Below are 24,687 nucleotides of genomic sequence, written 5' to 3'. Positions count from 1 at the left end.
CTTCGCCTCAGCAGCTTCGTCGGTAAAAAACCGCCGAAAAAGGAGGGGTTTCAGCGGAGTTCACTCCCCTGACCTTCCTCCAGCCGTTAAGCGAAGAGAGGCCCCCCTTGCTTCAGGCCCCGACGATCACCGACCCACCGAAGGTCTTCTCGACGAAGGCCTTCACCGCCGGGTCCGCATAGGCGCGCGCCAGGCGGGTGGCCCAGGGCTTGGCTTCGTCGCCGCGGCGGACGACGACCAGCACGGTGTAGACGCTGTCCGCACCCTCCACCGCCAGGCCGTCGCGGATCGGGTTGAGGCCGGCGGGCACGGCGTAGTTGCCGGTGATGGCGGCGGCGTCCACGTCCTCCAGCGCGCGGGCGATGGAGGCGGCCTCCAGCTCCACGATGCGGATGCGCTTCGGGTTCTCGGTGATGTCAGCGATGGTGGCGCGGAAATCGGCGCCGTCCCGCAGCTTGAACACGCCGGCCTTGGCCAGCAGCAACAGGGCACGGCCACCATTGGTGGGGTCATTCGGGATGGCGACGCGGGCGCCGTTCGGCAGGTCCGCCAGTGCCTTGTGCTTGCGGCTGAACACGCCCATCACCGTCAGCACCGTCTTGCCCACGGGCACGAAGTCGTAGCCGCGCTGCTGCTTCTGCGCGTCCAGGAACGGCTGGTGCTGGTAGGTGTTGACGTCCATCTCCTTCGCCGCCAGCGCCACGTTGGGCTGGATGAAATCGGCGAACTCAGTGATCTTCAGTTGGAAGTTGTCGCGCGCCAGCACGTCTCGCACCACTTCCAGCACCTGGCCGTGCACGCCGGCGGTGACACCGACACGCAGCGGCCGCGCCGCCGTGCCGAACTCGGCATCCTGCGCGCGGGCGAGGTTGGGCAGCAGCATCGCCGCGCCGCCCGCCAGGATGAGGGAACGCTTGGTCAACATAGGCGTATCTCCTTCAGCAAGCGCGCCTGCATGGCGCGGCCGTTCAGTGCGGTCATCAGACGGGGCCGGGCATGACGTCACGCCCGGCCGTGGTGGTGCATGGCCCGTCAGGATGCGGGCCCTGCGAAACGAGAGCACGCTGCGTTCACATCCGTTCACACACCATGCCCTCTGCCTTTGTCGGGTCGCGTGATCCAGGCTTTCGGAAAGGCCACCTCAAGCCATCACGCTTCAGAAAGCGGGGACGACCGAGCCCTGGAAGGTGTCGCGCACGAAGGCCTTGATCTCGTCGTTCTGGTAGGCGGCGACCAGCTTCTTCACCCAGGGGGCGTTGGCGTTGTCGCGCTTGACGACGATCAGGTTGGCGTAGGGGCTGTCCGCGCTCTCAATGGCAATGGCGTCGCGTACCGGGTTCAGGCCGGCGGGGATGGCGAAGTTGGTGTTGATGGCGGCGGCCTCCACCTCGTCCAGCGCACGGGGGATCTGCGCCGCTTCCAGCTCGACGATGCGGATGCGCTTCGGGTTCTCGACGATATCGGCCACCGTGGCGCGGAAATCGGCGCCCGGCGTCAGCTTGAAGGCACCGTTGGCCGCCAGCAGCAGCAGGGCGCGGCCGCCATTGGTCGGGTCATTCGGGATGGCGACGCGGCTGCCATTGGGGATGTCGGCGATCTTCTTCTGCTTGCGCGAATAGACGCCCATCGGGAACACGAGGGTCTTGCCCACGGCCACCAGCGGCAGGTTCCGGTCCTTCACCGCCTGGTCCAGGAACGGTTGGTGCTGGTAGCTGTTGGCATCCAGGTCACCCGCCGCCAGGGCGGCGTTCGGGGTGATATAGTCGGTGAAGGGCACGATGCGCAGCACCAGCCCGTCCCGCGCAGCGATTTCCTGCACCTTCTCCAGCACCTGGCTGTGCGGGCCGGCGGTGCCGCCGATCTTCAGCGGGCGGGCGGCGGTGCCGATCTCTGCCTGCGCGAAGGCGGGGGCGGCGAAGGGAAGGGCGAGGCTGGCACCCAGCAGGGTGCGGCGGGTCGTGTTCATGACGGCGTTGTCCTTGTTTCTTGCTTCAATCAACGGCGGCGGACGCGCCGCACCAGCCAGTCGCCCAGGGATTGCAGGCCCTGCACGACGAGAATGAGGATGACCACCACGCTGGCCATGACTTCCGGCATGAAGCGCTGGTAGCCGAAGCGGATACCGAGATCGCCCAGGCCACCGCCGCCGACCGCGCCCGCCATCGCCGAGAAGCCGACCAGGCTGACCAGCATGACGGTGATGGCGGCGATCAGGCCGGGCAGGGCTTCCGGCACCACGACCTTCAGCAGGATCTGCATCCGCGTGGCGCCCATGGCGCGCGCGGCTTCCACCACGCCACGGTCCACCTCGGCAAAGGCGCTCTCGAACAGGCGGGAGATGAAGGCGGTCGCCGCCAGCGCCAGCGGCACGATGGCCGCGGTCGTGCCGATGGAGGTGCCGGCCACCAGGCGGGTGAAGGGTACGATCGCCACCATCAGGATGATGAAGGGCGTGGAGCGCACGGCATTGATCAGCAGGCCCAGCGGCCGGTTGACCAACCCGCTCTGCGCCAGCCCGCCCTTGCCGGTGGCATGCAGCAGCAGGGCGATGGGCAGGCCGAACAGGATGGCGATGGCGGCGGCACCGCCGACCATCATGGCCGTCTCGATAGCCGATTCGATGAACAGGTCCTGCAGGGCAGGGGAAAGCCAGGGGATCATGTCAGTTCACCTCCGCCAGCGGCGTCACGGTGAGGCCGAGTTCCTGGAACCACGCCGTCGCGGCATCCAGCTGGGCGCTGGGGCCATAGGCGGCCAGGGCCATCAGGCCGAAGGGCTCGCCGGCGATCTCGTCGATGCGGCCGGAGATGATGTCGAGGTCGATGCCAAAGCGGCGGGAGGCCTCGCTGATCACCGCGCGGGTGCTGTTGGGGCCGGCGAAGAGCACCTGCAGCAGGCGCTTCTCCTCGCCCGGCTGCGGCGCCGGCAGGCGCGCCACGGTGCCGCGCGGCACGGAATGGCCGATGGTGCCGGCGATGAAGCTGCGCGTCGTCGGGTGGCTGGGGCGGGTGAAGACGTCGAACACCCGGCCTTCCTCCAGCACCTTGCCAGCTTCCATCACCGCCACGCGGTCGCAGATCTCCTTCACCACGGCCATCTCGTGCGTGATGAGCAGGACGGTCAGGTCCAGCCGGTCCCGCAGGCGGCGGATCAGGCCCAGGATGTCATGCGTCGTCTCCGGGTCCAGCGCGCTGGTCGCCTCGTCGCACAGCAGGATGCTGGGGCGCGGCGCCAGGGCGCGGGCGATGCCGACGCGCTGCTTCTGGCCGCCGGAAAGCTGCGCCGGGTAGGCATCCGCCTTCTCGGCCAGGCCGACCAGGCCAAGCACCTCCGCCACGCGCGCCTTGCGCTCCGCCTGCGGCACGCCGGCGACTTCCAGCGGGAAGGCGACATTGTCGGCCACGGTGCGGGAGGAGAGCAGGTTGAAGTGCTGGAACACCATGCCGATGCTACGGCGGCGCTCGCGCAACGCGCGGTCCCCCAGCAGCAGCAGGTCCTCGCCCAGGACGCGGACCTCGCCCTCGGTCGGCCGCTCCAGCAGGTTTACGCAGCGGATCAGCGTGGATTTGCCGGCGCCCGAGCGACCGACGATACCGAAGATTTCCCCCGCCGCCACGCTGAGGGACACGCCATCCAGCGCCTTGGTGGCCACGCCGCCACGGCCGGCGAAGTGCCGCACCAGGTTGCGCAGCTGGATGGCCGGCTCGGCGCCTTGCGCGGACCCGGGGGCCTGCGCGGGGTCTGTGGCCTGCCTGGGCGTTGGCCCGGGAGGGAATGCGGACATCAGTCTTCCGATAACTACGGGAGGAACGGGGAGGAGCGGGACGCGGGATGAAGGGCAGATGGGCCTCGCCATGCTGGCGGCGAGGGGTGCCTGGAACCTAGTTCCGGCGGAGGTGACACATCATCGTCAGGCGTCCCGGCGCTTTAGCTGTTGGTGTCGCGGCGCAAGCTGCATGCTTCAAATTCCGCGGGAAACTTCGTGCATTTCCACGATCTACAATGCTCATTGCGCCCGCCTCACGCAAGGCCGGAACGGAATGACTGACCCATGCGGCCCCTGCATGCCTCCTGCCCAAGCTGCGGTGTGCGATGCAAAACGCGGAAAACCCATGTAGAAGGCGCCGGATATAGCCTTGTGCCAGCGCTCATGACATGCGCCGCACTGACTCGGCGCTGACCCCCATAGACTGCTGCTGGAACCTAACTGCCTCATGCCGTTCTCCGAGACTTTGCCCGCCGTGCTGATCCGTGCCCTTCAGGAGCGCGGCTACGCCGAACCCACCGCCGTCCAGGCCGCCGTGCTGGAGGAGGAGACCGTGGGGCGTGACCTGCTGGTCTCCGCCCAGACCGGGTCCGGCAAGACGGTGGCCTTCGGCCTCGCCATCGCCCCCGAGCTGATGGGCGGGGCGGAGCGGATGCCGCAGGCCGGCCACCCCCTGGCGCTGTGCGTGGCGCCGACGCGCGAGCTGGCGTTGCAGGTGAAGAATGAGCTGGCCTGGCTCTACGCCCCGGCCGGCGGTCGCGTGGTCAGCTGCGTCGGCGGCATGGACCCGCTGGCCGAGCGCAGGGCGCTGGCCCAGGGCGCCCATATCGTCGTCGGCACCCCCGGCCGCCTGCGCGACCATATCGAGCGCGGCAACCTGATGACCGGCGCGCTGCGCGCCGTGGTGCTGGACGAAGCGGACGAGATGCTGGACCTCGGCTTCCGCGAGGAGCTGGAGGCGATCCTGGATTCGGCGCCGGAAGGCCGCCGGACCCTGTTGTTCTCCGCCACCGTGCCGCGCGAGATCGCAACGCTCGCCGCCAGCTACCAGCGGGACGCGCTGCGCATCTCCGCCGGCAAGGAAGGCGGCCAGCACCGTGACATTGAGTACCGAGTCGTCAATGTCGCGCCGCACGAGATTGAGCGCGCCGTGGTGAACCTGCTGCGTGCTTCCGATTCGCCTTCCGCCATTGTGTTCTGCTCAACCCGTGCGGCAGTGGCGCGGCTGCATACCAACCTGGGCGAGCGCGGCTTCTCCGCCGTTGCACTCTCAGGTGAGCTGACCCAGGCCGAGCGCAGCCGGGCCTTGCAGGGCCTGCGGGACGGCAAGGCGCGCGTCTGCGTCGCCACCGACGTCGCCGCGCGCGGCATCGACCTGCCCGATCTGGGCCTGGTCATTCATGCCGAGCTGCCGAAGGAGCCGGAGACCCTGCTGCACCGCAGTGGCCGGACCGGCCGCGCGGGCAAGAAGGGCGTCAGCGTCCTGGTCGTGCCACCGAACCGCCGCCGGACCGCCGAGCGCCTGCTGATGGCTGCCAAGCTGAAGGCCGAATGGGGCGAGGCACCGACTGCCGACGAGATCCGCGCCAAGGACCGCGAGCGCCTGACCGAGCAGGTCAAGGCGATGGTGGCCGAGGAAGCCGATGCGGACGACCTGGCCGCCGGCCGCGCCCTGCTGGAGGAGGCCGGGGCCGAGGCGATCGCCGCCGCGCTGCTGAAGGTGCTGCGCGCGCCGCTGCCGGCGCCCGAGGAACTGATGACGGTGCAGGAGCAGAGCCGCCCCGCCCGCCCGCAGCGCGAATTGGCGCCGGGTGGGGGCGAAGGCACCTGGTTCCGCCTGAATGTCGGCCGGGATGGCCAGGCCGACCCGCGCTGGATCCTGCCCTTCCTCTGCCGCCGCGGCCACGTGGCGCGGGAGGAGATCGGCCGCATCCGCATCATGGGCCGGGAGACCCGCTTCGAGGTGGCGCCGCAGGTCGCGGCTCGCTTCGCCGCCGCCGCCCGTCGGCCTGACCCGGCCGAGCCGCACATCCGGGTTGAGCCGCTGCCGGCCGGCATGTCTACGGAACAGAGTGACCGGCCGAAGCGCCACTACCGTAGGTAGAAGGTCCTCGAGGCCACTTGCGGCAAGCGAAATTAGCTTGGCCTTGACGGTCTTCAAATGGCCGTGCTTCACGGGATGGAGGCCTCTGCGCATGGTGCAGGAGCCGGTACATCTTGACGGCAGCCCGGGTGGTCCGGGTTGCCGTCGCAACGTGTAGCCGCAAGCGAGTGGCGAGCAAGGGAACTGCAGCCCTGGTATCCTGGGGTGACCCATCCATCCAGCATGCCGAGGAGGACACCGGGATCGACCGGTTGGGCCTGGCCTCTCCTTTGCTCGGCGCGACGGGCTGGATCGATGGTCTGGCGCGCCTGATCGCGATCGATACCTCGGCGGCGCCTGGGCGCTATTCCGGCGCCTTCGCCGGCGTACTGCAGGACATGTTCTCGCCCCTGGGCTTCAGCTTCAGGCGCATGGAGGTTCCGCCCTCCTTTATGCCGGAAGCGGAACCGACACCCCGTATCAGCATGATCGCGGGCCGCCGCACCGGGCGGCGCATCTGCACTCTCTACTTCAACACGGACGCACTGCCGGCTGGGGAGGGCTGGAACCGCCCGCCCTTCTCGTTGAGCCGGCAGGGCAACCGCCTCTACGGGCGCGGCACCGCCGATGTGAAGGGCGCGATCGCCGCCGTATGGTCCGCCCTTCGCGCTGCCGATGCCGTCGGTCTCGGCCTGCGGTTCGACCCGGTGCTGCTATTTTGCACGGATGAGGAGCGCGGCCTGTATCCCGGCCTGCGGCACCTGGCATCCGAAGGGCAGATCGAAGGGCATGTCATTTGCCTGAACGGTTCCGCCGCGCCGAAGATCTGGACCGGCAGCCTCGGCCGCATCGACCTGACCGTGCGGATCGAAGCCCTTGGGCCGGATGCCGGGGCTGCGAACGCGGTTGAGGCCGCCGCACGGATGACGACGCAGCTGGTGGCGATGAAGGACCAGATCGAGGTCCGCACCTCGACCCTCGTGCCGCCGGATTCCAATCCCCCCGGCGCGCCGCTGCAATCGGGCATGGCGGTCTCTGCCATCCGGGGCGGCGACGGAGGCTTCGCGCCGGGCAGCTGTGCCCTGACCGTGAGCCGCGAGTACCTGCCCGAAGAGCTGTTCGAGAGCGTCCTCGCCGAGCTTCAGGCCATGGTGCGCCATGTGTCCGAGCAGATGCCGGCCTTCCGCGTGCAGGCCATGCTCTCCGGCCATCGTGCCCCTGTCGTGGCGCCGGACCAGGGGCCGAACTGGCCGCGCTGGCAGCAGGCGCTGAGTTGGGGCTTCGGCTATTCCCCCAGCAATTTCCGCCGTGCCGCCAGCCGGGAGCCATCGCCGATGGGCTTCGTGCAGCAGGCGGGTATCCAGGAGATCCTGGTCGGCGGGCTCGGCCGCCCAAACAGCCAGAAGGGCGAGGCCAACGAGTTCACCACCATCGAGGATGTCGAAGCGCTGGCGCGCTCCGTCCTCGCCTACCTCGCCGACGTGCCGGAAATTCCGCGTTACTGATGCAAGCTGCCGGGCGGCATGGTTCGCTCAGCGCGCCCTCTCCAAGCAATTCGTCTATCGCAGCGATGCCTGCAACTGCGCGTAGCGGTCCCGGCTGGCGCTGAGGTGCCGGCGCATGGCGCTGCGGGCGGCCATGGCCTGGCCGGCGACGATGGCGGCGGCAATCCGTGCATGTTCCTCCCGCACTCCCTGTAGGTAGGCGGTGCGGTTGGCGCCGTCCTCCACCTGCGCGCGCACGGTCTGGCGGGGGATCAGGATGGGGCCGAGGAATTCCAGAAAGCGCGGAAAGAAGCCGTTGCCCGTGGCGGCGAAGATGGCGCGGTGAAAATCCAGGTCCTGCATCACCGCGCTTTCCCCGGCATCGACGGCGGCGGCGAAGGCGATGGCGGCGGTCTCGATCCGCTCCAGCGAGGCGGCGTTCCGGCGCTCCGCTGCCAGCCCGGCGGCCTCCGTCTCGATGGCGATGCGGAGCTCGATCACCTGCAGCACGTCGGTGAGGGAGCGCATCTCCTCCGGCGCGATCCGCACCTGGCCGCGCGTGGTCGGGTCGGTCACGAAGGCACCGACGCCCTGGCGGGTGGTCACCAGCCCTTCCGCCCGCAGGGCCGAGACCGCTTCGCGCACCACGGTGCGAGAGACGCCGGCCTGCCGCATCAGCGCCTGCTCGGTCGGCAGTCGGTCGCCAGGATTGAGGCGCCCGGCGCGGATTTCGGAAGCCAGCCGCCGCACCAGTTCCGTGGTCAGGTTGGCGGGCGGCGACAGCGGCGTCAGCTCGATACCGTGTACGATGCCGGGCGGCGCCCTGCGGCTCAGTGGCATGTCTCTGCTCCCCCCTGGTGCGCCAACGGCGCTTTGGCCGACTATGCCAGATCGGCGCGGCCTGGGCTGCCAGGAAAGCAGCGCATAAGGTGCGGCCGGCGTATGGAATTGCCGTGCGCTATCCTGACTGACCCACGCTCCCCGTTGCCTTGAGGATGCCTATGCCTGCTTCCAGCGCGAACCCGGCCCGCCACACCATCGTCGATTGCGACCCGGGGACGGACGACGCCATCGCGCTCTGGCTGGCCTTCGCCGCGCCGGAGCTGGACGTCGCGCTGGTCACCGTCGCCGGCGGTAATGCCGGGCTGGCGCAGACCCTGGCCAATGCCCGCGCCGTGGTGGGGCTGGCGGGGCACGACGTGCCGGTCGTGGCCGGCGCGGAGCGGCCGCTCTTCGGGGCCTTCCAGGCCGAGGTGAAGGTGCATGGCGCCGATGGCCTGGCCGGTGTGCGACTGCCAGAGGGGCCACCGGTCACCCCGGGCGTGGCGGCGGACGCCATCCGCGACCAGTTGCGCCGCGCGGCGCCGGCATCCGTCACGCTGCTGGGCATCGCCGCCGCCACCAACCTGGCCCTGGCCCTGGCGACCGAGCCGGCGCTGGCCGACCGGGTGGCGGAGATCGTGCTGATGACCGGCGCGTTGGGCGAGGGCAATTGGACCCCCGGGGCCGAGTTCAACGCCGCCATGGACCCGGAATCCCTGGCGGTCCTGCTCAGCGCCGGCCGGCCCGTCACGCTGGTGACGCTGGACCTGACCGCCCAGGCGCTGGTGACGCCACAACGCATCGCGGCGCTCCGCGCGCTGGGGCAGGGGCAATGCCTGCGGGCCTGTTGCGACATCATGGATGCGGTGCCGCCCTCCCGCCGGCTCGGCCACCGCGGGCATCCGCTGCACGACCCCTGCGCCGTTGCGTGGCTGCTGGCGCCCAGCCTGTTCACGGCACGGGACGTGGCGGTGCAGGTGGAATGCGGCACCGGGCCGGGGCGCGGCCGCACGCATATCGACCGCTGGGGCCGCAGTGGCCAGCCGGCCAATGCGCGTTTCCTGGAAAGCCTCGATGCCGACGGCTTCTTCCAACTGCTGGGCGAGCGGCTGGCGACGCTGCCCTAGCTTCAGCCCTGGGGGGTGCGCGCCGCCTCCACCAATCCCGGAGTCTCCAGCCAGCGCAGCACTTCGGGCAGCGTATCGTCCAGCACCTGGCGGGCCTGGGCGATGGCGCGGCCGGCTTCCTGGCTGTCGGCCATGCTGCGCGAGAGGGCTTCCAGCGCCCACACCATCCGCGCCGCGCCCAGGGTGCGGCAGACGCCCAGCAGGCGGTGCAGCGCCGTGCGCAACTGCGCGGCGTCCGTGGCGGGGGAAAGGCTGTCCAGCGTCTTGGCGCCGCGCCGCAGCTCGATGACGAACTCTGCCAGCACGGCCGGGGCGGCGGCGCCCAGGTCATGCGTCAGCGAATCGCAGACCTCGGCATCCAGCAGCGGCGGCACCGCCGTGCTGGTATGCGGCTGCGGGGCGGGGCTGGGGATGCACTGGTTCGCCACCAGCCGCAGCAGGCTCTCCCGGTCGATCGGCTTGGCGAGGTGGGCGTTCATGCCGGCGGCGCGGCAGGATTCGACCTGCTCCGGCAGGACGGAGGCGGTGACGGCAATGATGGGAATGGCATTGCGCGGCGACGGCAGGGCGCGGATGCGGCGGGTGGCTTCCAGCCCGTCCATCACCGGCATCTGCAGGTCCATCAGAACCAGGTCGAACGCATCCGCCTGCACGGCGGCCAGGGCGGCGGCACCGTCCTCGACCAGGACGACGTGGTGGCCGGCGCCCGTTAGCATCGCCCGCGCCACCAGCCGGTTGGCGGCGACGTCGTCGGCCACCAGCACGCGCTTGCGGGCGTCGCGCGGCGGTTGCATGGGCAGGCTAGTGGGGCTGGCTTCCTGCGTCATCGGCAGCAGGCCGGGCCAGGGGGATTCCGCCTCTGGCAACGGCAGCTCCACCCAGAACAGGGCGCCGCCTTCCTCTGGCGTATCATGGCCGATGGTGCCGCCCATCAGGGACGCCAACTGGGACGCGATGGCGAGGCCCAACCCGGTTCCGCTGACGGTATCGCCGCCATTGGCCGCCGGCGAGGCCAGTTGCATGAAGTCCTGGAACAGCAGGTGCCGCTGCTCGGCCGGCACGCCCGGGCCGGTATCCTGCACCTCCAGCCGCACGCCCTTGCCGTTATGCAGCGGCCGGGCACGCAGCCACACCCTGCCATCGGCCGGGGTGAACTTCACCGCGTTGGACAGCAGGTTCAGCAACAGCTGCCGCAGGCGCATCGCATCCGCCAGCACGGCGGCGGGAATATCCGGATGCACGTCCAGCTGGAAGCGCAGGTTCTTGCGCACCACCTCCGGCCCCAGCAGCGTGCTGCACCGTTCCAGCAGGGAACGTAGCTCGGTCGGCGCCGGGCGCATTTCCAGCCGCCCGGCGGCGATCTTGGAAAGATCCAGCAGGCCGTTCACCAGATCCAGCAAATGCCTTGCCGCATCGTACAGGGTCTGCAACTGCTCGCGCTGGTCCGCCATCACGCGCGGGTCGTTCAGCAACACCTGGGCGAAGCCGAGGATGCTGTTCAGTGGCGTGCGCAACTCATGGCTCATCCGGGCCAGGAACTGGCTCTTCGCCTCGCCGGCCGCGGCGGCGGCATCGCGCGCGGCGGCCAGGTCCTCGATGGTGCGGCGGATCTCGGTGATGTCGGTGCGGATGCCGACGGTGCCGCCGCCCGGCGTGGCCCGCTCGGTGATCAGCACCCAGCGGCCATCGGGCAGCAGCCTTTCCATCGGGCGGTTCTCGCCACGGTGCCACAGGCGCATCTCGGTCAGGAACGCCTCGGCGTCGTCGCCGGCCTGCGGATACTGGCCGCGCTTGAAGCCTTCCCGCATGATGTCGTCGAAATGCGCACCGGGTTTGATGAAGGGTGCGCTGACCCGGTAGAAATCCTTGTAGCGGCTGTTGCAGGCCACCAGCCGGTCATCGGCGTCCCACATGACGAAGCCGTCCGTCATGGAATCGATGGCGTTCTCCAGCATCGAGCGCCAGCGGTTGCGCTCGATCTCCACCTTCTCCCGCTGCCGCAGCGCCAGGATCAGCGTGGCGGCGATCACCAGCACCAGCATCGCGAAGCCGGCGGAGATCAGGTAGGCACGCGTCCGCTCCTTCTCCCACCCGGCCAGGGCGGCTTCCTGGCGCATGCTCGCCTGCAGCGAGAGGGTCGGGTAGAGCGTCGGCCGCACCGCGGCGATGACCGGGCTCTGGTCGAACCGGCTCGGCGCCTGGAAGGTGGGCGGTGCGTTCGAATCGACCAGCTTCTCCGCTGCCGGCGGGATCAGGATGTGGCCGATCATCGTCTCGTCATGCGGCACGCTGGCCATCAGCGTGCCGTCGTCGCGCTCCAGGTTGATGCGCAGCCCGGCACCTTCGCCGCTGACGGCCAGCAGGGCGCCGATGACCGGCACCGGAATCTCCGCCACTGCCATCAGCGGTCCGAATTCCGGCAGCACCACGCGGCGCGCCAGGAACAGCGCCCATTCCCCCGTCGCCGGATTGCGGAACGGGCCACCGATCAGCACGGCACCGGCGCGCGGCCCGCTCTGGAAGAAGGCGCTGGTCAGAGAGAGCGGCAGCGGCCGGCGGCGGGACACGGCGAGGCCGGTGGCCATCGGCATGCCATCCTCCCGCACCAGCAGGATGTCGCGCAGCACGAAGTTCTGGTTGTTCAGCTCCCGCAGCACGCGGTTGACCAGGGAGATGTCCAGCTTTCCGTCCGAGACCAGCGGCGCCAGGATCGCCGGCAGGCCCGCCAGCGTGGCGTCCACTGAGACGAAGCTGCGGTTCAGCGAGGCCTCCACCGCGCGGGCGATGCGCTGCACCGTGTCGGACGCCGCCGTCATCGCGGCTTCCCGCGCGCGGCCGACCAGCAGGCCGGTGGTCACCCACTGCGCCAGCAGCAGCATGGCCGCGGCGGCGATGACCGCCAGGCGCAGCCGTCGCGATTGCGGCTTCTCAGTGGGCATAGGCCGGGATGCCCAGAGTGGGGCCAAGATAGCGGTTCCACGCATCCGCGCAGTCGGGACCGCAACGGTCCACCCAGCGCGGCAGCACGGTCTGCACCAGCAGGCTGCGGCGGCGGGCGTCATCGGCCGGGGTCACAGGCACGATGGTCAGGTTGCCGCGCGGCCCGGTGGTGCAGCTGGGGCGGCCGGCGCTGCAATCCAGCCCCTCGCCAGTCTCCCGTGCCGCGCTGTCCCAGATGGTTTCCTCCAGTTGCTCGACGCCGCGCTGGATGATCTGGCGAATTTCGTCGGGCAGGGCGCGCCAGGCTTCCTGGTTGGCGCCGAAGATGGAGACGCCCCAGGTCAGCGTCATGGCATGGATATGGGTGCTGACCTCCTGCAGGCCGACGGCGCTGCCGGAGAGCGTACCGGTGACGGCGCATTCCACCACGCCCGCCTTCATGGCCTGCACGATGCCGGCAAAGGAGATCACCACCGGGGTCGCACCCAGCGCCTCGAACATCTCCGCCTGGCCGACGGAGGAGGTGCGGATGCGCCGCCCGGCGAGGTCGGCCAGCCCGGTGAAGGGCCGGCGGCACCAGGTGACCTGGGCAGGGTAGGTGTAGACGGCCAGCAGTTCGATCCCATACCGCTCCTGCAACAGAGCGCGCAGATGCGGCCGGTAGAGCCGCACCGTCTGGCGCAGGCTGGCGAAGTCGGGGTTCAGCGCTGGCAGGTCCACCGCGTTGAACTCCGGCTCCTCGGAGGAGACGATGGCCAGCAGGGCGGTGCCGAAGGGCACGACGCCCAGGCGCATCATCTGCAGCATCTCCTCCGCCCGGAAGCCGGCACGGTCGAAGGGCGCGATCTCCCCGACCACCCGGCCCTGGGTCAGCTCGGAAATACGCTGGCGCCAGAACGGTTCCTCGTAGCGCACGTACTGGGAGACATCGGCGAGGCCGCCGACCACCTTCAAACGCAGCACATCCTCGGCGTGGCCAGGGACGGGGCAGAGGGCGACCGCGACAGCGGCCGCGTGCAGCAAGGAAAGACCCCGGCGAAGCAGACGCTCCGGAAGACTGGCCGACATCGGTCTCCTCTCGCCAGCGCGGCGGGCAGTGATTTCAGCAAAGGTTACAGCAGGGCTGGGGTAATTCCAAAGCCGCAACTTTACTGGATGGCGAGGGAGATTGCGGGTTCTTCAACCCTCAGGCATGCAGGGGGCCATGCCGATCCAAACCGACATCGTCAGCCACCGCGGTGGCACCTTCCTCTGGCCGGAGAACAGCCTGGAGGCGTTCCGGGCCACCCTGGCCCTGCCGGTCGAGCAGGCGGAGTGCGACGTGCACCTGTCCGCCGACGGCGTGCCCGTGGTGATCCACGACGCCGTACTGAACCGGCTGACCGATCAGAAAGGCGCCGTCGCCGCCCATACGGCCGCGGAGCTTGCCGGCATCCGCCTGCGCGGCGCCCGTGGCGGCACCGTGCCCACCCTGGCGGAGGTGGCCGGGCTGTTCACCGGCAGCAGCATGCAGCTGCAGGTGGAGATCAAGAACGACGCGTCCGGCAAGCCGTATCCCGGCCTGCTGGAGCGCAGCCTGGGCGCGCTGGACGCCGCCGGCATCCGCCCACGCTGCCGAATCATCGCCTTCGATGCCCGCATCGCCGCCGCGGCGCAGCAGGCGGGCGGTCTGGCCGGCGTGATCTGGCTGTTCGAGGGCGTGGCGCTGGAATGGCTCGGTGTCGAGGGCATCATCGCCGTTGCCAGGGCCTATGGGCTGGAGATGGTGGAGACCGAGATCGGCGCGCTGGATGCCGAGATCTGCGCGCGCCTGCGCCAGCAGGGGCTGCGCATAGCCGCCTGGGGCGCCAACCATGCGGCCAGCCTGGAGAAGGCCTTCGCCCTCGGCCTGGACGCCGTGGCGACCGACGACCCCGTTCTGGCGCTGCAACTGCGCGCCCGGGGCCTGTAGGCCCGGGCTCAGGGGGCGGCGAGGATTCCCGCGCAGGCGGCCGGCAGGCGCGGCGGCGGCGCGGGCGGGCGTGTGGAAGGGGTGGGCGGCCGGCGCGCTTCCTCGCTGAACCACCAGGAGAGGCTGGCGTCGCAGCCATCCCCGGCGGGGACGGGCGCCTGGTCCTGGCACGCGGCCTGGCCGGCCGGGCAGCGCAGGCGGATATGCATGTGGGAATCGTGGCCGCGCCAGGGCCGGATGCGCCGCAGCCACGGCTCGCCCGCATGGGTGCCGCACAGCGCCTGCTTAATGGCGGGGTTGACGAAGATCCGGTCGACGCCCGGCTGCTGCGCGGCCAGCCGGATCAGCGTCGCGTGTTGCTCGGTATAGATCGTGTGGTCGACCGCCATGCCATCCGCGCGGACGAGGGAAGGGACCTCGATCCTCTCCCGCGCCGCGACGGAAAGCAGCGGGCGGCGGGAAACGTCCAGCCACACATCGGCATCCAGGCCGACCTGGTGGCTGGAATGGCCCCAGGGCATCGGCCCGCCGCGCGGCTGGCCGAGATCGCCGATCCAGATCTGGGGCAGCCCGGCCTGTGTGGCGGCGGAAGCGAGGTCCCGCAGCGTTGCCACCATCGCCGGGTGGCCCCAGAAGCGGTTGCGCGAGACCCGCACCACCTGCCAGCCCGGCCCGTCCGCCGGCAGCGCCACCGCGCCGGCAATGCAGCCCAGCCCGTGGCCGCCGATGACCCGAGTGGCGCCCGAGCTCGGCCGGGACGCCGCCGCCCAGCGAGACGCCGCCGGATCGGCCGCCTCGAGGGGGAAGGAAAGCAGGGCCAGGGAGGCTGCCAGCAGGCCGGTCGTCATGCGCATGCTGGCATCATGCCCGGCGGCGCGGGCGCTGGATAGCAGCGGCCCGGCACAGCGAAAGGGCGCCCCCCGTTCCCCGGGGGCGCCCTTTCAGCATCTGGTCAAGCGCGCGATGACGCTGCGGCCGGTCTCAGCCGGAGAAGCGGAAGGCGCCCGGAACTTCGTCCGGCTTGACCGCCTCGGCGGCTTCGGTCTGCTGGGCCTGCGCCTGCTTCACCTTGGCTTCAATCTGCTTCAGCAGCGTCATCATACCGTTGGCGAAAGCCGGCAACTGCACCACGGGCAGCAACAACTGCCCGCTCGGCACCGGCTTACCATCAGACCCCGTCTGGGCCAGCGTGATACGGGCCACGCCGAAATTGACGCTCGCTTCCAGAATACCGTCGGCGAAGAGGGTCTGCTTATCGGTCATGCGGCGTCCTTTATTGTATTTTACTGTTCTCGGAAGGCGCGGTGGAAGCTGTCCAGCACCGGCTGCACCATGTAGCGGAAGAAGCTGCGGCTGCCAGTCTGGATTTGCGCTTCCACCGGCATGCCGGCCCGCAGTTCCACATTCTCCAGCTTCGCCAGTTGCTCCTGGTCCACCGCGACCTGGACGCGGTAGTGGCTGGCGCGCGTGCGCTCATCCGTCGTCACGTCGCTGGCGACGTAGGTGACGCGGCCGTGCAGGAACGGCACCAGCCGCTGCTTAAAGGCAGGCAGCCGCACCTCGGCCTGCAGGCCAGGATAGACGACGTCGATATCGCTGGGGGAGAGCTGTACCTCGGCCACCAGCCGGTCATGCGAGGGCACCAGCTCCATCACCGGCTCACCGCCGCGGATGACGGCGCCGAGATTGAAGAACTTGCTGCCCATGATGGTGCCGTCTTCCGGCGCCGTGATCTCCCGCCGCGTGGCGGCGTCCTGGGCCGCGCGCAGTTTTTCCTCGGCCTCGTTCAGCCGGCTGCGGACTTCACGTTCCTCGGTGGAAATATCGGCCTGGCGCTGGTCCCGCGTCTGGCGGATCTGGCTGCGGGCCTCGTTGGCGGAGGCCTCGGCGCGCTCCACCTGGCCGCGCAGATCCTCCATGTTGCCTTCCAGCGAGGCGACGTTGCGCTGCAACGCCAGCAGGCGCGGCATCCGCTCCAGCCCCTGGCTGACCAGGGTGCGGACGTCCTGCTCCTCCCGCCGGATCAGGTCGAGCTGCCGGCGCTGGCTGGCGATCTGCCCGTGGGCGGAGGCGCCGGTCGCCTCATGCTGGGCCACACGGGCCTCCAGCACCTGCACCTGGCTGATCAGGCTGGCCTGCCGGGCGGCGAACAGGGTGCGCTGGCCGGTGACGGCCTCCAACGCGCGCGGGTCGGTCGCGGCTAGCAGGTCGGGCGGGAAGGTAATCTCGGTCGCCCCGGCGCGCTCGGCCTTCAGGCGGGAATCCTGCGCGATCAGTGCCCAACGCTGGCTGCGTAGCGTCTCCAGCCCTGCGAGGGACTGCGAATCGTTCAGGCGCATCAGCACCTGCCCGGCCTTCACCGTGTCGCCATCCCGCGCCAGGATCTCGGCGACGATGCCGCCTTCCAGGTGCTGGATGGTGCGGCGGTTGCCCTCGCTGCGGATCTGGCCGGGGGCGATGGCGGCCTCGGCCAGCGGCGCCAGGGTGGACCAGGCGATGAAGCTGCCGAGGAACACGACGATCGCGGTGGTGCCGAACAGCAGCGGGCCGCGCGTCAGCGGACGCTTGGCCTCCATCAGGCCGGGGGTCAGCGGCGGCAGGCCGGGCTTGCGCGGCTCGGTCAGCGCTCCGCCGGTGGGGGCTGTGGTGATGCTCATGCTGCGCCTCCCGGGGCCAGGCGGTTGGTGGGGGTAGCGGTAACGGCGGCGGGGCGCTGGTTCTGCATCAGGCGCTTCAGCACCTCGGTCCGCGGACCGAAGGCCTCGACGGCGCCGTCCCGCAGCAGCAACACCTTGTCCACGCCCTGCACCAGGGCCGGGCGGTGGGAGACCAGGATCACGGTCGTGCCCTGCTCCTTCAGCTTCTCCAGCGCGCGGGAGAGCGCGGCCTCGGCATCGCCGTCGAGGTTGGAGTTCGGTTCGTCCAGCACCACGAATTTCGGCACGCCGAACATGGCGCGGGCGAGGCCCACCATCTGGCGCTGGCCGCCGGAAAGATGCTGGCCGCCATCGCCGATCTCGGTGTCGTAGCCCTGCGGCAGGCGCAGGATCATCTCATGGCAGCCGGCCAACTGGGCGGCGGCGAACACGGCTTCCGGCTCGGCATCCCCCATGCGGGCGATGTTCTGGAACACGGTGCCGTCGAACAGCTCCACATCCTGCGGCAGGTAGCCGATATGGCGGCCGAAATCCTCGCGCATCCAGGTGTAGACGTCGGCGCCATCCAGCCGGACATTGCCGGCGGTCGGCTGCAGCGTGCCGATCAGCAGGCGGATCAGCGTCGTCTTGCCGGCGGCGGACGGGCCGATGATGGCCAGGCTCTCGCCCGGCTCCAGCGCGAAGGACACGCCCTTGATGATGGCCATCGGCTGGCCGGGAATGCCGTAGGAAACGCGCTCGGACGCCACGGCGCCCTTGGGGGCGGGCATGGCCATCCCGGGCGGGCGCATGCGCGGCATGGCCAGGAAGGCGGTTAGCCGCTTCAGCGCCTGGCGGGACTGCACCAGCCCCTTCCAGCCACCGATCAGCTGCTCCACCGGCGCCAGGGCACGGCCCATGATGATCGAGCCGGCGATGGAGGCGCCCGAGGTCAGTTCCTGCTGCAGCACCAAATAGGCACCGCCGCCAAGCACCGCGAGCTGCACCGCGAGGCGGAAGAACTTGGTGGCCGAGAGCAGCAGCGCGGCACGGTCGGCCGCCTTCTGCTGCGGCACCACCACCAGGGCCACGCTGTTTTTCCAGTGGTGCATCACCGCCGGGGCCATGCCCATGCTGTCGATGACCTCGGCATTGCGGGCCACCGCATCGGCCCGGCGCTGGCTGTTCATGGAGGCGCTGTTGGCCTGCCGCAGCAACGAGGAGGTGGTGAATTCGTTCAGCAGTGTCAGCGCGAACAGCAGCACGGCGCCGGCCAGCGCGATCCAGCCCATCACGGGGTGCAGCACGAAGATGGCGCCCAGGTAGATCGGCACCCACGGCACATCATACACCGCCAACGCGCCGGGCGAGCCGAGCCAGGAGCGGCAGACGGCGAGGTCGCGCAGCGCTTCCATCCGGTAGGGGCGGCCACGTAGCTGGGCTTCCAGCGCACGCTCGAACCCCTCGGGCGCCACGCGGGCCTCGATCCAGGCCGCGACGCGCTGCATCACCTGGCCGCGCACGGCTTCCAGCATCGCCAGCAGCAGGATCGCGGCCATGGCGATCAGGGTCAGGAAGGCCAGGGTGTCCAGGCTGCGAGTGGCGAGCACCCGGTCGAACACCTGCATCATGTAGATGGAGACGGTCAGCTGCAGCAGGTTCACGACACCACTGAACAGGCCGACCGCGACGAATTCCTTGCGGCAGGAGGCAATGGCGCGGGAGAGCAGAGTATCGGGAGCCTTATCGGCGCCCGGAGCGCGTGGAGCGAAGAACATCCGTCAGCCCTGCCGGCTCTGGCCGTCAGCCGGCGCAAGACGCCGGGAAAGGATGGAGAGGGCTGACATCAAGTTAAGGCTCCGTGACGGTACAATGTTGATGCTGGCAACTTGGCAGGTTCTGCGTGTCTGCGTAAATTAACCTTCGCACAGGGCAGCAATGTCCCGAACGGCCAAGAGAAACAAGGCCGTGGGAAAATATTACACGAAGTGTAAAACAACTGACACCATTCTGCCCGGAGTGTCGGAAAATCTGTCATGCCGCCTCAGGACGGAAAACAAAGCGTCGGCTGAGCAAAAAGTTGCCGGCCATGCCCGCGAGCGATCCGGCCGCCACGCCGATAACCGGATGGGCGGCGGCGAGGCTCCAGTTGGCGACCAGCAAAGTATAGGTGCCGTAGTTCACCGCGAAACCCAGCAGGTTCACCAGCAGGAACAGCGCCCACTGGCGGCGCCGCCCGGCCCGGCCGGCCTGGCGGAAGGTCCAGGCCCGATTTAGCGCCCAGTTGGCGGAGGCGGCGGTCAGGTAGGACAGCACCCGCCCCAGATAGAGCCCGGCCCCCAGCCACAGCGCGGCGTAGAGCGTGGCGGTATCGATGATGAAGCCCAGCGTGCCGACCACGCCAAAGCGCAGCATTTCGCCCAGCAGGGCGGCATGACCGGGCTTGAGGCGCGGGAAGGGCAGGGGCATGCCCTTGCCCATAGGCAATGGACCGGCCGTTGCCAAGCGGGGACGACGAAGCGCCGCCCGCCGCCCCGCGGCAGGCCGCGGGCCGAAACGAACGCAGATCGCCCCTTGCGCCCGCCGCATGGCTCGGCTTCCCTTCGCGCACAGGAAGGCTTCATCGGAGAAACGGGATAATGTTCAGACGCCAATTGATCGGTGGCGCCGCCAGCGTTGCGATGGCGAGCAGCCTGCCGCGCTTCGCCGTGGCGCAGCGCCGCGATGCCCGCGTCCTGAAGTTTATCGCCCAGTCGGATCTGGCGGTCGTCGACCCGATCATCACCACCGCCTATGTCAGCCGCAACCACGCCTACATGGTGTGGGACACGCTGTATGGCTTCGACGAGAACTACAAGCCGTCGCCGCAGATGGTCGAGGGCCATGTCGTCGAGGATGACGGCAAGCGCATCACCATGACGCTGCGCGACGGCCTGAAGTTCCATGATGGCGAGCCGGTGCGGGCGCGGGATGCCGTCGCCTCCATCCGCCGCTGGGGCGTGCGGGACGCGCTGGGCCAGGTGCTGTTCTCCCAGTTGGACGAACTGTCGGCGCCCGACGACAAGACCATCGTCTTCCGCCTGAAGAAGCCTTTCCCGCTGTTGTTCGAGGCGCTGGCCAAGCCCGCCACCCCTGTCTGCTTCATCATGCCGGAGCGCCTGGCCAAGACCGACCCGGGCACCGCGATCCGCGAGGTCATCGGCTCCGGCCCCTTCCGCTTCAAGGCGGATGAGCGGGTGGCCGGCAGCCGCGTGGTCTATGAGAAATTCGCCGACTACGTGCCGCGCGCCAGCGGCACGCCGAGCTGGACCGCCGGCCCCAAGCACGTGAATTTCGACCGTGTCGAATGGCACGTGATGCCGGATGCGGCGACGGCCGCGGCCGCCCTGCAGAACGGCGAGATGGATTGGTGGGAGCAGCCGACCGGCGACCTGCAGCCGATGCTGCGCCGGTCCCGCGACATTGTGCTGGAGATTCCGGACCCGACCGGCCTGTGCGGCATGGCGCGCTTCAACCACCTGCACCCGCCCTTCAACAACCCGGCCATCCGCCGCGCGCTGTTGGGGGCGGTCAGCCAGGAAGACTACATGACGTCGGTGATCGGCACCGACCGCAGCCTGTGGCGCGAGAATGTCGGCTTCTTCCCGCCGGAAACCCCGCTGGCCAGCGATGCCGGCATGGAGGCGCTGACCAGCCCGCGCGACTACGACAAGGTCAAGCGGGACCTGGCCGCCGCCGGCTACAAGGGCGAGAAGGTGGTGCTGATCGCGGCGTCCGACTTCCCCTCCCTCAACGCCCTGGCGCAGGTCGGTAACGACATGCTGACCAAGGCAGGGATGAACGTGGAGTTCGTGTCCACCGACTGGGGCTCCGTGGTGCAGCGCCGCGCGAGCAAGGAGCCGGTGGAGAAGGGCGGGTGGAGCATGTTCTTCACCTTTTGGGCCGGATTGGATATGTTCAATCCGGGTGTGCAACAAGCTCTGCGTGGCCACGGCCAAGCGGCCTGGTTCGGCTGGCCGACCGCACCCAAGCTGGAGGAGCTGCGCAACGCCTGGTTCGAGGCGCCGGATGCCGCGGGGCAGAAGGCGGTTGGGCGGGACATCCAGTTGCAGGCGTTCCAGGACGTGCCCTACCTGCCGGTTGGGCAGTACTTCCAGGCCACTGCCTACCGGCGCGACCTGACCGGCGTGCTGAAGGGCCTGCCGCTGTTCTGGAACGTCAAGCGCGCCTGAGACTTGGCCTTCTTGCTGCCATTTTCCTAGGCAGCGCCTGCGGACGGGGGCCTTCGGGCCCCCGAATACCAGCCCGGCTTGGCTGGCACGATGTGTGCATAAGGGAGAGCTGCAACGGCCGGGCACCATGCCCGGCCCCGGACCGCCAACGACGCGGCCGGCAAAAACGCAGGGTGATTCCGAATGGAACGAAGGTCTTTTCTGAAGGCGACGGCCGCTGCCGCCGCCTTCTCAGCTACCGGCGGTATCGCGGCGCCTGCCTTGGCGCAGGGCGCTGCCGCGCGGACGCTACGCTTCGTGCCGCAGGCCAACCTAGCCAATTTCGACCCCATCTGGGGCACCCAGTACGTGGTGCGCAACGCATCCCTGCTGGTGTGGGACACGCTGTACGGCGTGGACGAGACCATCACCCCGCGCCGCCAGATGGTGGAGTCGGAGGAAGTCTCCGCCGATGGCCTGACCTGGACCTTCAAGTTGCGGCCGGGGCTGCGCTTCCACGACAATACCCCGGTGCTGGCCAAGGACGTGGTGGCCAGCCTGACCCGCTGGGCCGTGCGCGACCCGATGGGCCAGATGCTGCGTGCCCTGCAGAACGAACTGGTGGCGGTGGATGACAACACCTTCCGCTGGTCGCTGAAGGCGCCCTATCCAAAGATGCTGCTGGCGCTCGGCAAGAACAACTCGCCCTGCGCCTTCATCATGCCGGAGCGCATCGCCAAGACCGACCCGTTCCAGCAGATCACCGAATATGTCGGCTCCGGCCCGTTCCGCTTCGTGCGGGACGAGTGGGTGCCGGGGGCGAAGGCCGTCTTCGCCCGCTTCGACGGCTACGTGCCGCGGGAAGAGAAGCCGAGCTGGCTCTCCGGCGGTAAGAAAGTGATGGTCGAGCGGGTCGAGTGGATCGTGATGCCCGACCCGGCCACCGCCGCCGCCGCGTTGCAGAACGGCGAGGTGGACTGGTGGGAAAGCCCGATCGCCGACCTGGTGCCCGTGCTGCGCCGCAACCGGAACATCGAGGTCGACATCGCGGACCCGCTGGGCAATGTCGGCAGCTTCCGCATGAACCACCTGCACGCGCCGTTCAACGACCCGCGTGCCCGCCGCGCCATCCTGATGGCGCTGAGCCAGGAGGATTACATGCGTTCCCTGGTCGGGGACGACCAGAGCCTGTGGAAGGAGATGGGCGGCTTCTTCACCCCGAACACGCCGCTCTACACCGAGGCGGGCGGGGCGATCATGAAGGGCCCGCGTAACCTGGATGCGGCGAAGAAGCTGCTGCAGGAAGCCGGCTATGACGGCCGGCCGATTACACTCGTGGTGGCGCAGGACCAGCCCATCACCAAGTCCTTCGGCGATGTCAGCGCCGACCTGCTGAAGCGCCTCGGCATGAATGTCGACTTCGTTGCCACCGACTGGGGCACGGTCGGCGCACGCCGGGCGCTGAAGACACCGCCGAGCCAGGGCGGGTGGCATATCTTCCACACCTGGCACGCCGGTGCAGACTGCGTGAACCCGGCGCCCTACACGGCCATGCGCGCCAATGGTGATAATGCCTGGTTTGGCTGGCCGAATAATCCTGATATTGAAGCAGCACGAGACCAGTGGTTCGCCGCAAGCGATCTTGCTGGTGAAAAGGCTGCGGTGGACAAGATGAATGCGTTGGCGGTCGATTTCGGCCTCTATGCGCCGACGGGATTCTTCTTGTCCTATCAGGCATGGCGTAAGAACATCACGGGCGTCGTGAAGGCTCCCGCGCCATTCTTCTGGGGTGTCTCTAAAACCTGATTGGATTCACATGTTCGCCTACATCGTCAGACGTATCCTGGCGACGATCCCTGTCATGGCGATCGTTGCGCTCTTTGTCTTCAGCTTGCTCTACATCGCTCCGGGCGATCCTGCGGCGGTGATTGCCGGCGACCAGGCCACGCCTGCCGATGTGGAGCGGATTCGCGCCAGCCTCGGCCTGGACCGTCCATTCGTCGTCCGCTTCGGCGAATGGGTGTTCCGCATCATCCAGGGCGATCTGGGGCTGTCGATCTTCACGAACCTGCCCGTCACCCGCATGATCGCGCAGCGCATTGAGCCGACCCTGTCGCTGATGGTGGTCACGCTTGTGCTGGCCATCACCATCGCAGTGCCGATGGGCGTCGTCGCCGCCTGGAAGTCCGGCTCGCTGATCGACCGCATGGTCATGGGCTTCGCGGTGCTGGGCTTCTCGGTGCCGGTCTTCGTCGTCGGCTACCTGCTGGCCTATGTCTTCGCGCTGGAGCTCGACTGGCTGCCGGTGCAGGGCTACACACCCATCTCCAACGGCTTGTGGCCCTGGTTCCAGAATCTGATACTTCCGGCCGTGGCGCTAGGTGGTGTCTACATCGCGCTGATCGCCCGCATCACCCGCGCGACGATGATGGAGATCCTGCAGCAGGACTACATCCGCACCGCGCGCGCCAAGGGCGCCGGGCAGACCACCATCCTGTTCCTGCACGCGCTGAAGAACGCCGCCGTGCCGATCGTGACGATCATCGGCATCGGCCTCGCCGGCCTCATCGGCGGCGCGGTGGTGACGGAGAGCGTCTTCGCCATCCCCGGCCTGGGCCGCCTGACCGTCGATGCGATCCTGCGTCGCGACTACCCGGTCATCCAGGGCGTGATCCTGCTGTTCAGCTTCGTCTACGTGCTGGTCAACCTGCTCATCGACCTGAGCTACACTCTCTTCGACCCGAGGATCCGGTATTGAGCACCACCTTCCCGAGCGGCGGTGCCCCCGCCGCCGCCCCGGTCATGCCGGATGTCATGCCCACCCGCATCGCGCGGAAGGGCATCACCGGCTACATCTTCCGCAACCCGACCATCGCCATCGGCGGCTTCCTGCTGCTGCTGCTGATCTTCGTCGCGGTCTTCGCGCCCTTCCTGTGGACGAAGGACCCGACGGCGCTGGCGCCCGCGATGCGTACCCGCGCACCGTCCGAGCGCTGGTGGTTCGGCACCGACATGCTGGGGCGCGATGTCTATTCCCGTGTCCTCTACGGCACCCGCGTGTCGCTGATCGTCGGCTTCGGCGTGGCGTTCTTCGCCTCCGTCATCGGCCTGACCATCGGCCTGATTTCCGGCTTCGTGCGCTGGGCTGACAGCATCATCATGCGCGTCATGGACGGGCTGATGTCCATCCCGTCCATCCTGCTCGCCATCGCGCTGATGGCGCTGACGCGCGGTTCGGTCGGCAACGTCATCCTGGCCATCACGGTGGCCGAGATCCCGCGCGTCTCCCGCCTCGTCCGCGGCGTCGTGCTCTCGCTGCGCGAGCAGCCGTATGTGGAGGCGGCGATCGCGTCCGGCACGCGCACGCCGGTCATCATCTGGCGGCACATCCTGCCGAACACCCTGGCGCCGATGATCGTGCAGGCCACGTATATTTGCGCCAGCGCCATGATCGCCGAAGCCATCTTGAGCTTCATCGGCGCCGGCACGCCGCCGATCATCCCATCCTGGGGCAACATCATGGCCGAGGGCCGTGCCCTGTGGCAGGTGAAGCCCTACATCGTGTTCTTCCCGGCCATTTTCCTGTCCATCACCGTGCTCGCGGTGAACCTGGTGGGTGACGGCCTGCGGGATTCGCTGGATCCGCGTCTGGCGAAGAGGGTCTGAT

20 protein-coding genes are annotated in these 24,687 nt (G+C 69.1%); 8 read left to right on the top strand and 12 right to left on the bottom strand.

Annotated elements, in window-relative coordinates:
• Positions 1-112: 112 nt before the first annotated feature.
• The 4 genes from IBL26_RS02660 to IBL26_RS02645 all read right to left on the bottom strand — a co-directional run bounded on the left by IBL26_RS02660 (position 113) and on the right by IBL26_RS02645 (position 3,784).
• The gene (locus tag IBL26_RS02660; protein WP_187782900.1) at positions 113-925 is read right to left on the bottom strand and encodes a MetQ/NlpA family ABC transporter substrate-binding protein; all 813 of its coding nucleotides are present in this window, start codon (positions 923-925) and stop codon (positions 113-115) included.
• A 231-nt stretch (positions 926-1,156) separates the two neighbouring features.
• Entirely contained in the window at positions 1,157-1,966 is an 810-nt protein-coding gene (locus IBL26_RS02655; protein WP_187782899.1) for a MetQ/NlpA family ABC transporter substrate-binding protein, read from the bottom strand.
• Between the two features lie 29 nt (positions 1,967-1,995).
• Positions 1,996-2,661, bottom strand: a complete 666-nt coding sequence (locus IBL26_RS02650) for a methionine ABC transporter permease (RefSeq protein ID WP_187782898.1) — start codon at positions 2,659-2,661, stop codon at positions 1,996-1,998.
• A 1-nt stretch (position 2,662) separates the two neighbouring features.
• A complete protein-coding gene (locus IBL26_RS02645; protein WP_241748929.1) occupies positions 2,663-3,784 on the bottom strand; it encodes a methionine ABC transporter ATP-binding protein in 1,122 nt (373 codons plus the stop codon).
• Positions 3,785-4,214: 430 nt separating this feature from the next.
• Here IBL26_RS02645 and IBL26_RS02640 point away from each other — a divergent pair, with 430 nt between their 5' ends.
• A complete protein-coding gene (locus tag IBL26_RS02640) occupies positions 4,215-5,870 on the top strand; it encodes a DEAD/DEAH box helicase (protein ID WP_187782897.1) in 1,656 nt (551 codons plus the stop codon).
• A gap of 167 nt (positions 5,871-6,037) precedes the next feature.
• Positions 6,038-7,354 (top strand): M20 family metallopeptidase, encoded by a 1,317-nt coding sequence (locus IBL26_RS02635; protein WP_187782896.1) that lies wholly within the window; start codon positions 6,038-6,040, stop codon positions 7,352-7,354.
• Positions 7,355-7,408: 54 nt separating this feature from the next.
• Here IBL26_RS02635 and IBL26_RS02630 read toward each other — a convergent pair whose 3' ends face one another.
• Positions 7,409-8,173 (bottom strand): FadR/GntR family transcriptional regulator, encoded by a 765-nt coding sequence (locus IBL26_RS02630; RefSeq protein WP_187782895.1) that lies wholly within the window; start codon positions 8,171-8,173, stop codon positions 7,409-7,411.
• Between the two features lie 161 nt (positions 8,174-8,334).
• Here IBL26_RS02630 and IBL26_RS02625 point away from each other — a divergent pair, with 161 nt between their 5' ends.
• Complete coding sequence (locus IBL26_RS02625; protein WP_241748927.1) at positions 8,335-9,282, top strand: nucleoside hydrolase; 948 nt, start codon at positions 8,335-8,337, stop codon at positions 9,280-9,282.
• A gap of 2 nt (positions 9,283-9,284) precedes the next feature.
• Here the strand turns inward: IBL26_RS02625 and IBL26_RS02620 are convergent, their stop codons facing one another.
• Together IBL26_RS02620 and IBL26_RS02615 are read right to left on the bottom strand one after the other, a co-directional pair.
• Complete coding sequence (locus IBL26_RS02620; protein WP_187782893.1) at positions 9,285-12,221, bottom strand: ATP-binding protein; 2,937 nt, start codon at positions 12,219-12,221, stop codon at positions 9,285-9,287.
• Positions 12,211-13,290 (bottom strand): TRAP transporter substrate-binding protein, encoded by a 1,080-nt coding sequence (locus tag IBL26_RS02615; RefSeq protein ID WP_187782892.1) that lies wholly within the window; start codon positions 13,288-13,290, stop codon positions 12,211-12,213. Before IBL26_RS02615 ends, IBL26_RS02620 begins: the two co-directional genes overlap by 11 nt.
• A 136-nt stretch (positions 13,291-13,426) precedes the next feature.
• Between IBL26_RS02615 and IBL26_RS02610 the strand changes: the two genes are divergently transcribed.
• The gene (locus IBL26_RS02610) at positions 13,427-14,173 is read left to right on the top strand and encodes a glycerophosphodiester phosphodiesterase (RefSeq protein ID WP_187782891.1); all 747 of its coding nucleotides are present in this window, start codon (positions 13,427-13,429) and stop codon (positions 14,171-14,173) included.
• Positions 14,174-14,181: 8 nt separating this feature from the next.
• Here IBL26_RS02610 and mepA read toward each other — a convergent pair whose 3' ends face one another.
• From mepA to IBL26_RS02585, 5 genes are all read right to left on the bottom strand, one after another.
• Positions 14,182-15,027, bottom strand: a complete 846-nt coding sequence (mepA, locus tag IBL26_RS02605; RefSeq protein WP_187782890.1) for a penicillin-insensitive murein endopeptidase — start codon at positions 15,025-15,027, stop codon at positions 14,182-14,184.
• A 127-nt stretch (positions 15,028-15,154) separates the two neighbouring features.
• Positions 15,155-15,436, bottom strand: coding sequence for a hypothetical protein (locus IBL26_RS02600; RefSeq protein ID WP_187782889.1), 282 nt, complete (start codon positions 15,434-15,436; stop codon positions 15,155-15,157).
• A gap of 20 nt (positions 15,437-15,456) precedes the next feature.
• Entirely contained in the window at positions 15,457-16,830 is a 1,374-nt protein-coding gene (locus IBL26_RS02595) for an HlyD family type I secretion periplasmic adaptor subunit (RefSeq protein WP_187782888.1), read from the bottom strand.
• Positions 16,827-18,587 (bottom strand): type I secretion system permease/ATPase, encoded by a 1,761-nt coding sequence (locus tag IBL26_RS02590; RefSeq protein ID WP_187782887.1) that lies wholly within the window; start codon positions 18,585-18,587, stop codon positions 16,827-16,829. The genes IBL26_RS02595 and IBL26_RS02590 overlap by 4 nt, the downstream gene beginning before the upstream one ends.
• A gap of 256 nt (positions 18,588-18,843) precedes the next feature.
• Positions 18,844-19,278 (bottom strand): GtrA family protein, encoded by a 435-nt coding sequence (locus IBL26_RS02585; RefSeq protein ID WP_241748925.1) that lies wholly within the window; start codon positions 19,276-19,278, stop codon positions 18,844-18,846.
• A gap of 170 nt (positions 19,279-19,448) precedes the next feature.
• On the opposite strand from IBL26_RS02585, the gene IBL26_RS02580 reads away from it, so the two are divergent.
• The 4 genes from IBL26_RS02580 (at position 19,449) to IBL26_RS02565 (ending at position 24,686) form a co-directional block, all read left to right on the top strand.
• On the top strand, positions 19,449-21,041 hold the full coding sequence (locus IBL26_RS02580) for an ABC transporter substrate-binding protein (RefSeq protein WP_187782886.1): 1,593 nt from the start codon (positions 19,449-19,451) through the stop codon (positions 21,039-21,041).
• A 183-nt stretch (positions 21,042-21,224) separates the two neighbouring features.
• Complete coding sequence (locus tag IBL26_RS02575) at positions 21,225-22,826, top strand: ABC transporter substrate-binding protein (protein WP_187782885.1); 1,602 nt, start codon at positions 21,225-21,227, stop codon at positions 22,824-22,826.
• Positions 22,827-22,836: 10 nt separating this feature from the next.
• Positions 22,837-23,778: an ABC transporter permease gene (locus tag IBL26_RS02570; RefSeq protein WP_187782884.1), complete on the top strand. Its 942-nt coding sequence runs from the start codon at positions 22,837-22,839 to the stop codon at positions 23,776-23,778.
• On the top strand, positions 23,775-24,686 hold the full coding sequence (locus IBL26_RS02565; RefSeq protein ID WP_456316397.1) for an ABC transporter permease: 912 nt from the start codon (positions 23,775-23,777) through the stop codon (positions 24,684-24,686). Before IBL26_RS02570 ends, IBL26_RS02565 begins: the two co-directional genes overlap by 4 nt.
• The last annotated feature ends 1 nt before the right edge of the window (position 24,687 follow it).

Origin of the sequence: Teichococcus aerophilus, from assembly GCF_014490485.1 — a bacterium.
Lineage (GTDB): Bacteria > Pseudomonadota > Alphaproteobacteria > Acetobacterales > Acetobacteraceae > Pseudoroseomonas > Pseudoroseomonas aerophila.
This window is presented reverse-complemented; position numbering and strand designations above follow the sequence as displayed.

What these genes read in the sequence shown, in the direction of transcription:
- IBL26_RS02660 (WP_187782900.1), bottom strand. Translation starts at nt 925, where the DNA reads ATGTTGACCAAGCGTTCCCTCATCCTGGCGGGCGGCGCGGCGATGCTG.
- IBL26_RS02655 (WP_187782899.1), bottom strand. Translation starts at nt 1,966, where the DNA reads ATGAACACGACCCGCCGCACCCTGCTGGGTGCCAGCCTCGCCCTTCCC.
- IBL26_RS02650 (WP_187782898.1), bottom strand. Translation starts at nt 2,661, where the DNA reads ATGATCCCCTGGCTTTCCCCTGCCCTGCAGGACCTGTTCATCGAATCG.
- IBL26_RS02645 (WP_241748929.1), bottom strand. Translation starts at nt 3,784, where the DNA reads ATGTCCGCATTCCCTCCCGGGCCAACGCCCAGGCAGGCCACAGACCCC.
- IBL26_RS02640 (WP_187782897.1), top strand. Translation starts at nt 4,215, where the DNA reads ATGCCGTTCTCCGAGACTTTGCCCGCCGTGCTGATCCGTGCCCTTCAG.
- IBL26_RS02630 (WP_187782895.1), bottom strand. Translation starts at nt 8,173, where the DNA reads ATGCCACTGAGCCGCAGGGCGCCGCCCGGCATCGTACACGGTATCGAG.
- IBL26_RS02625 (WP_241748927.1), top strand. Translation starts at nt 8,335, where the DNA reads ATGCCTGCTTCCAGCGCGAACCCGGCCCGCCACACCATCGTCGATTGC.
- IBL26_RS02620 (WP_187782893.1), bottom strand. Translation starts at nt 12,221, where the DNA reads ATGCCCACTGAGAAGCCGCAATCGCGACGGCTGCGCCTGGCGGTCATC.
- IBL26_RS02615 (WP_187782892.1), bottom strand. Translation starts at nt 13,290, where the DNA reads ATGTCGGCCAGTCTTCCGGAGCGTCTGCTTCGCCGGGGTCTTTCCTTG.
- IBL26_RS02610 (WP_187782891.1), top strand. Translation starts at nt 13,427, where the DNA reads ATGCCGATCCAAACCGACATCGTCAGCCACCGCGGTGGCACCTTCCTC.
- mepA (WP_187782890.1), bottom strand. Translation starts at nt 15,027, where the DNA reads ATGCGCATGACGACCGGCCTGCTGGCAGCCTCCCTGGCCCTGCTTTCC.
- IBL26_RS02600 (WP_187782889.1), bottom strand. Translation starts at nt 15,436, where the DNA reads ATGACCGATAAGCAGACCCTCTTCGCCGACGGTATTCTGGAAGCGAGC.
- IBL26_RS02595 (WP_187782888.1), bottom strand. Translation starts at nt 16,830, where the DNA reads ATGAGCATCACCACAGCCCCCACCGGCGGAGCGCTGACCGAGCCGCGC.
- IBL26_RS02590 (WP_187782887.1), bottom strand. Translation starts at nt 18,587, where the DNA reads ATGTTCTTCGCTCCACGCGCTCCGGGCGCCGATAAGGCTCCCGATACT.
- IBL26_RS02585 (WP_241748925.1), bottom strand. Translation starts at nt 19,278, where the DNA reads ATGCCCCTGCCCTTCCCGCGCCTCAAGCCCGGTCATGCCGCCCTGCTG.
- IBL26_RS02580 (WP_187782886.1), top strand. Translation starts at nt 19,449, where the DNA reads ATGTTCAGACGCCAATTGATCGGTGGCGCCGCCAGCGTTGCGATGGCG.
- IBL26_RS02575 (WP_187782885.1), top strand. Translation starts at nt 21,225, where the DNA reads ATGGAACGAAGGTCTTTTCTGAAGGCGACGGCCGCTGCCGCCGCCTTC.
- IBL26_RS02570 (WP_187782884.1), top strand. Translation starts at nt 22,837, where the DNA reads ATGTTCGCCTACATCGTCAGACGTATCCTGGCGACGATCCCTGTCATG.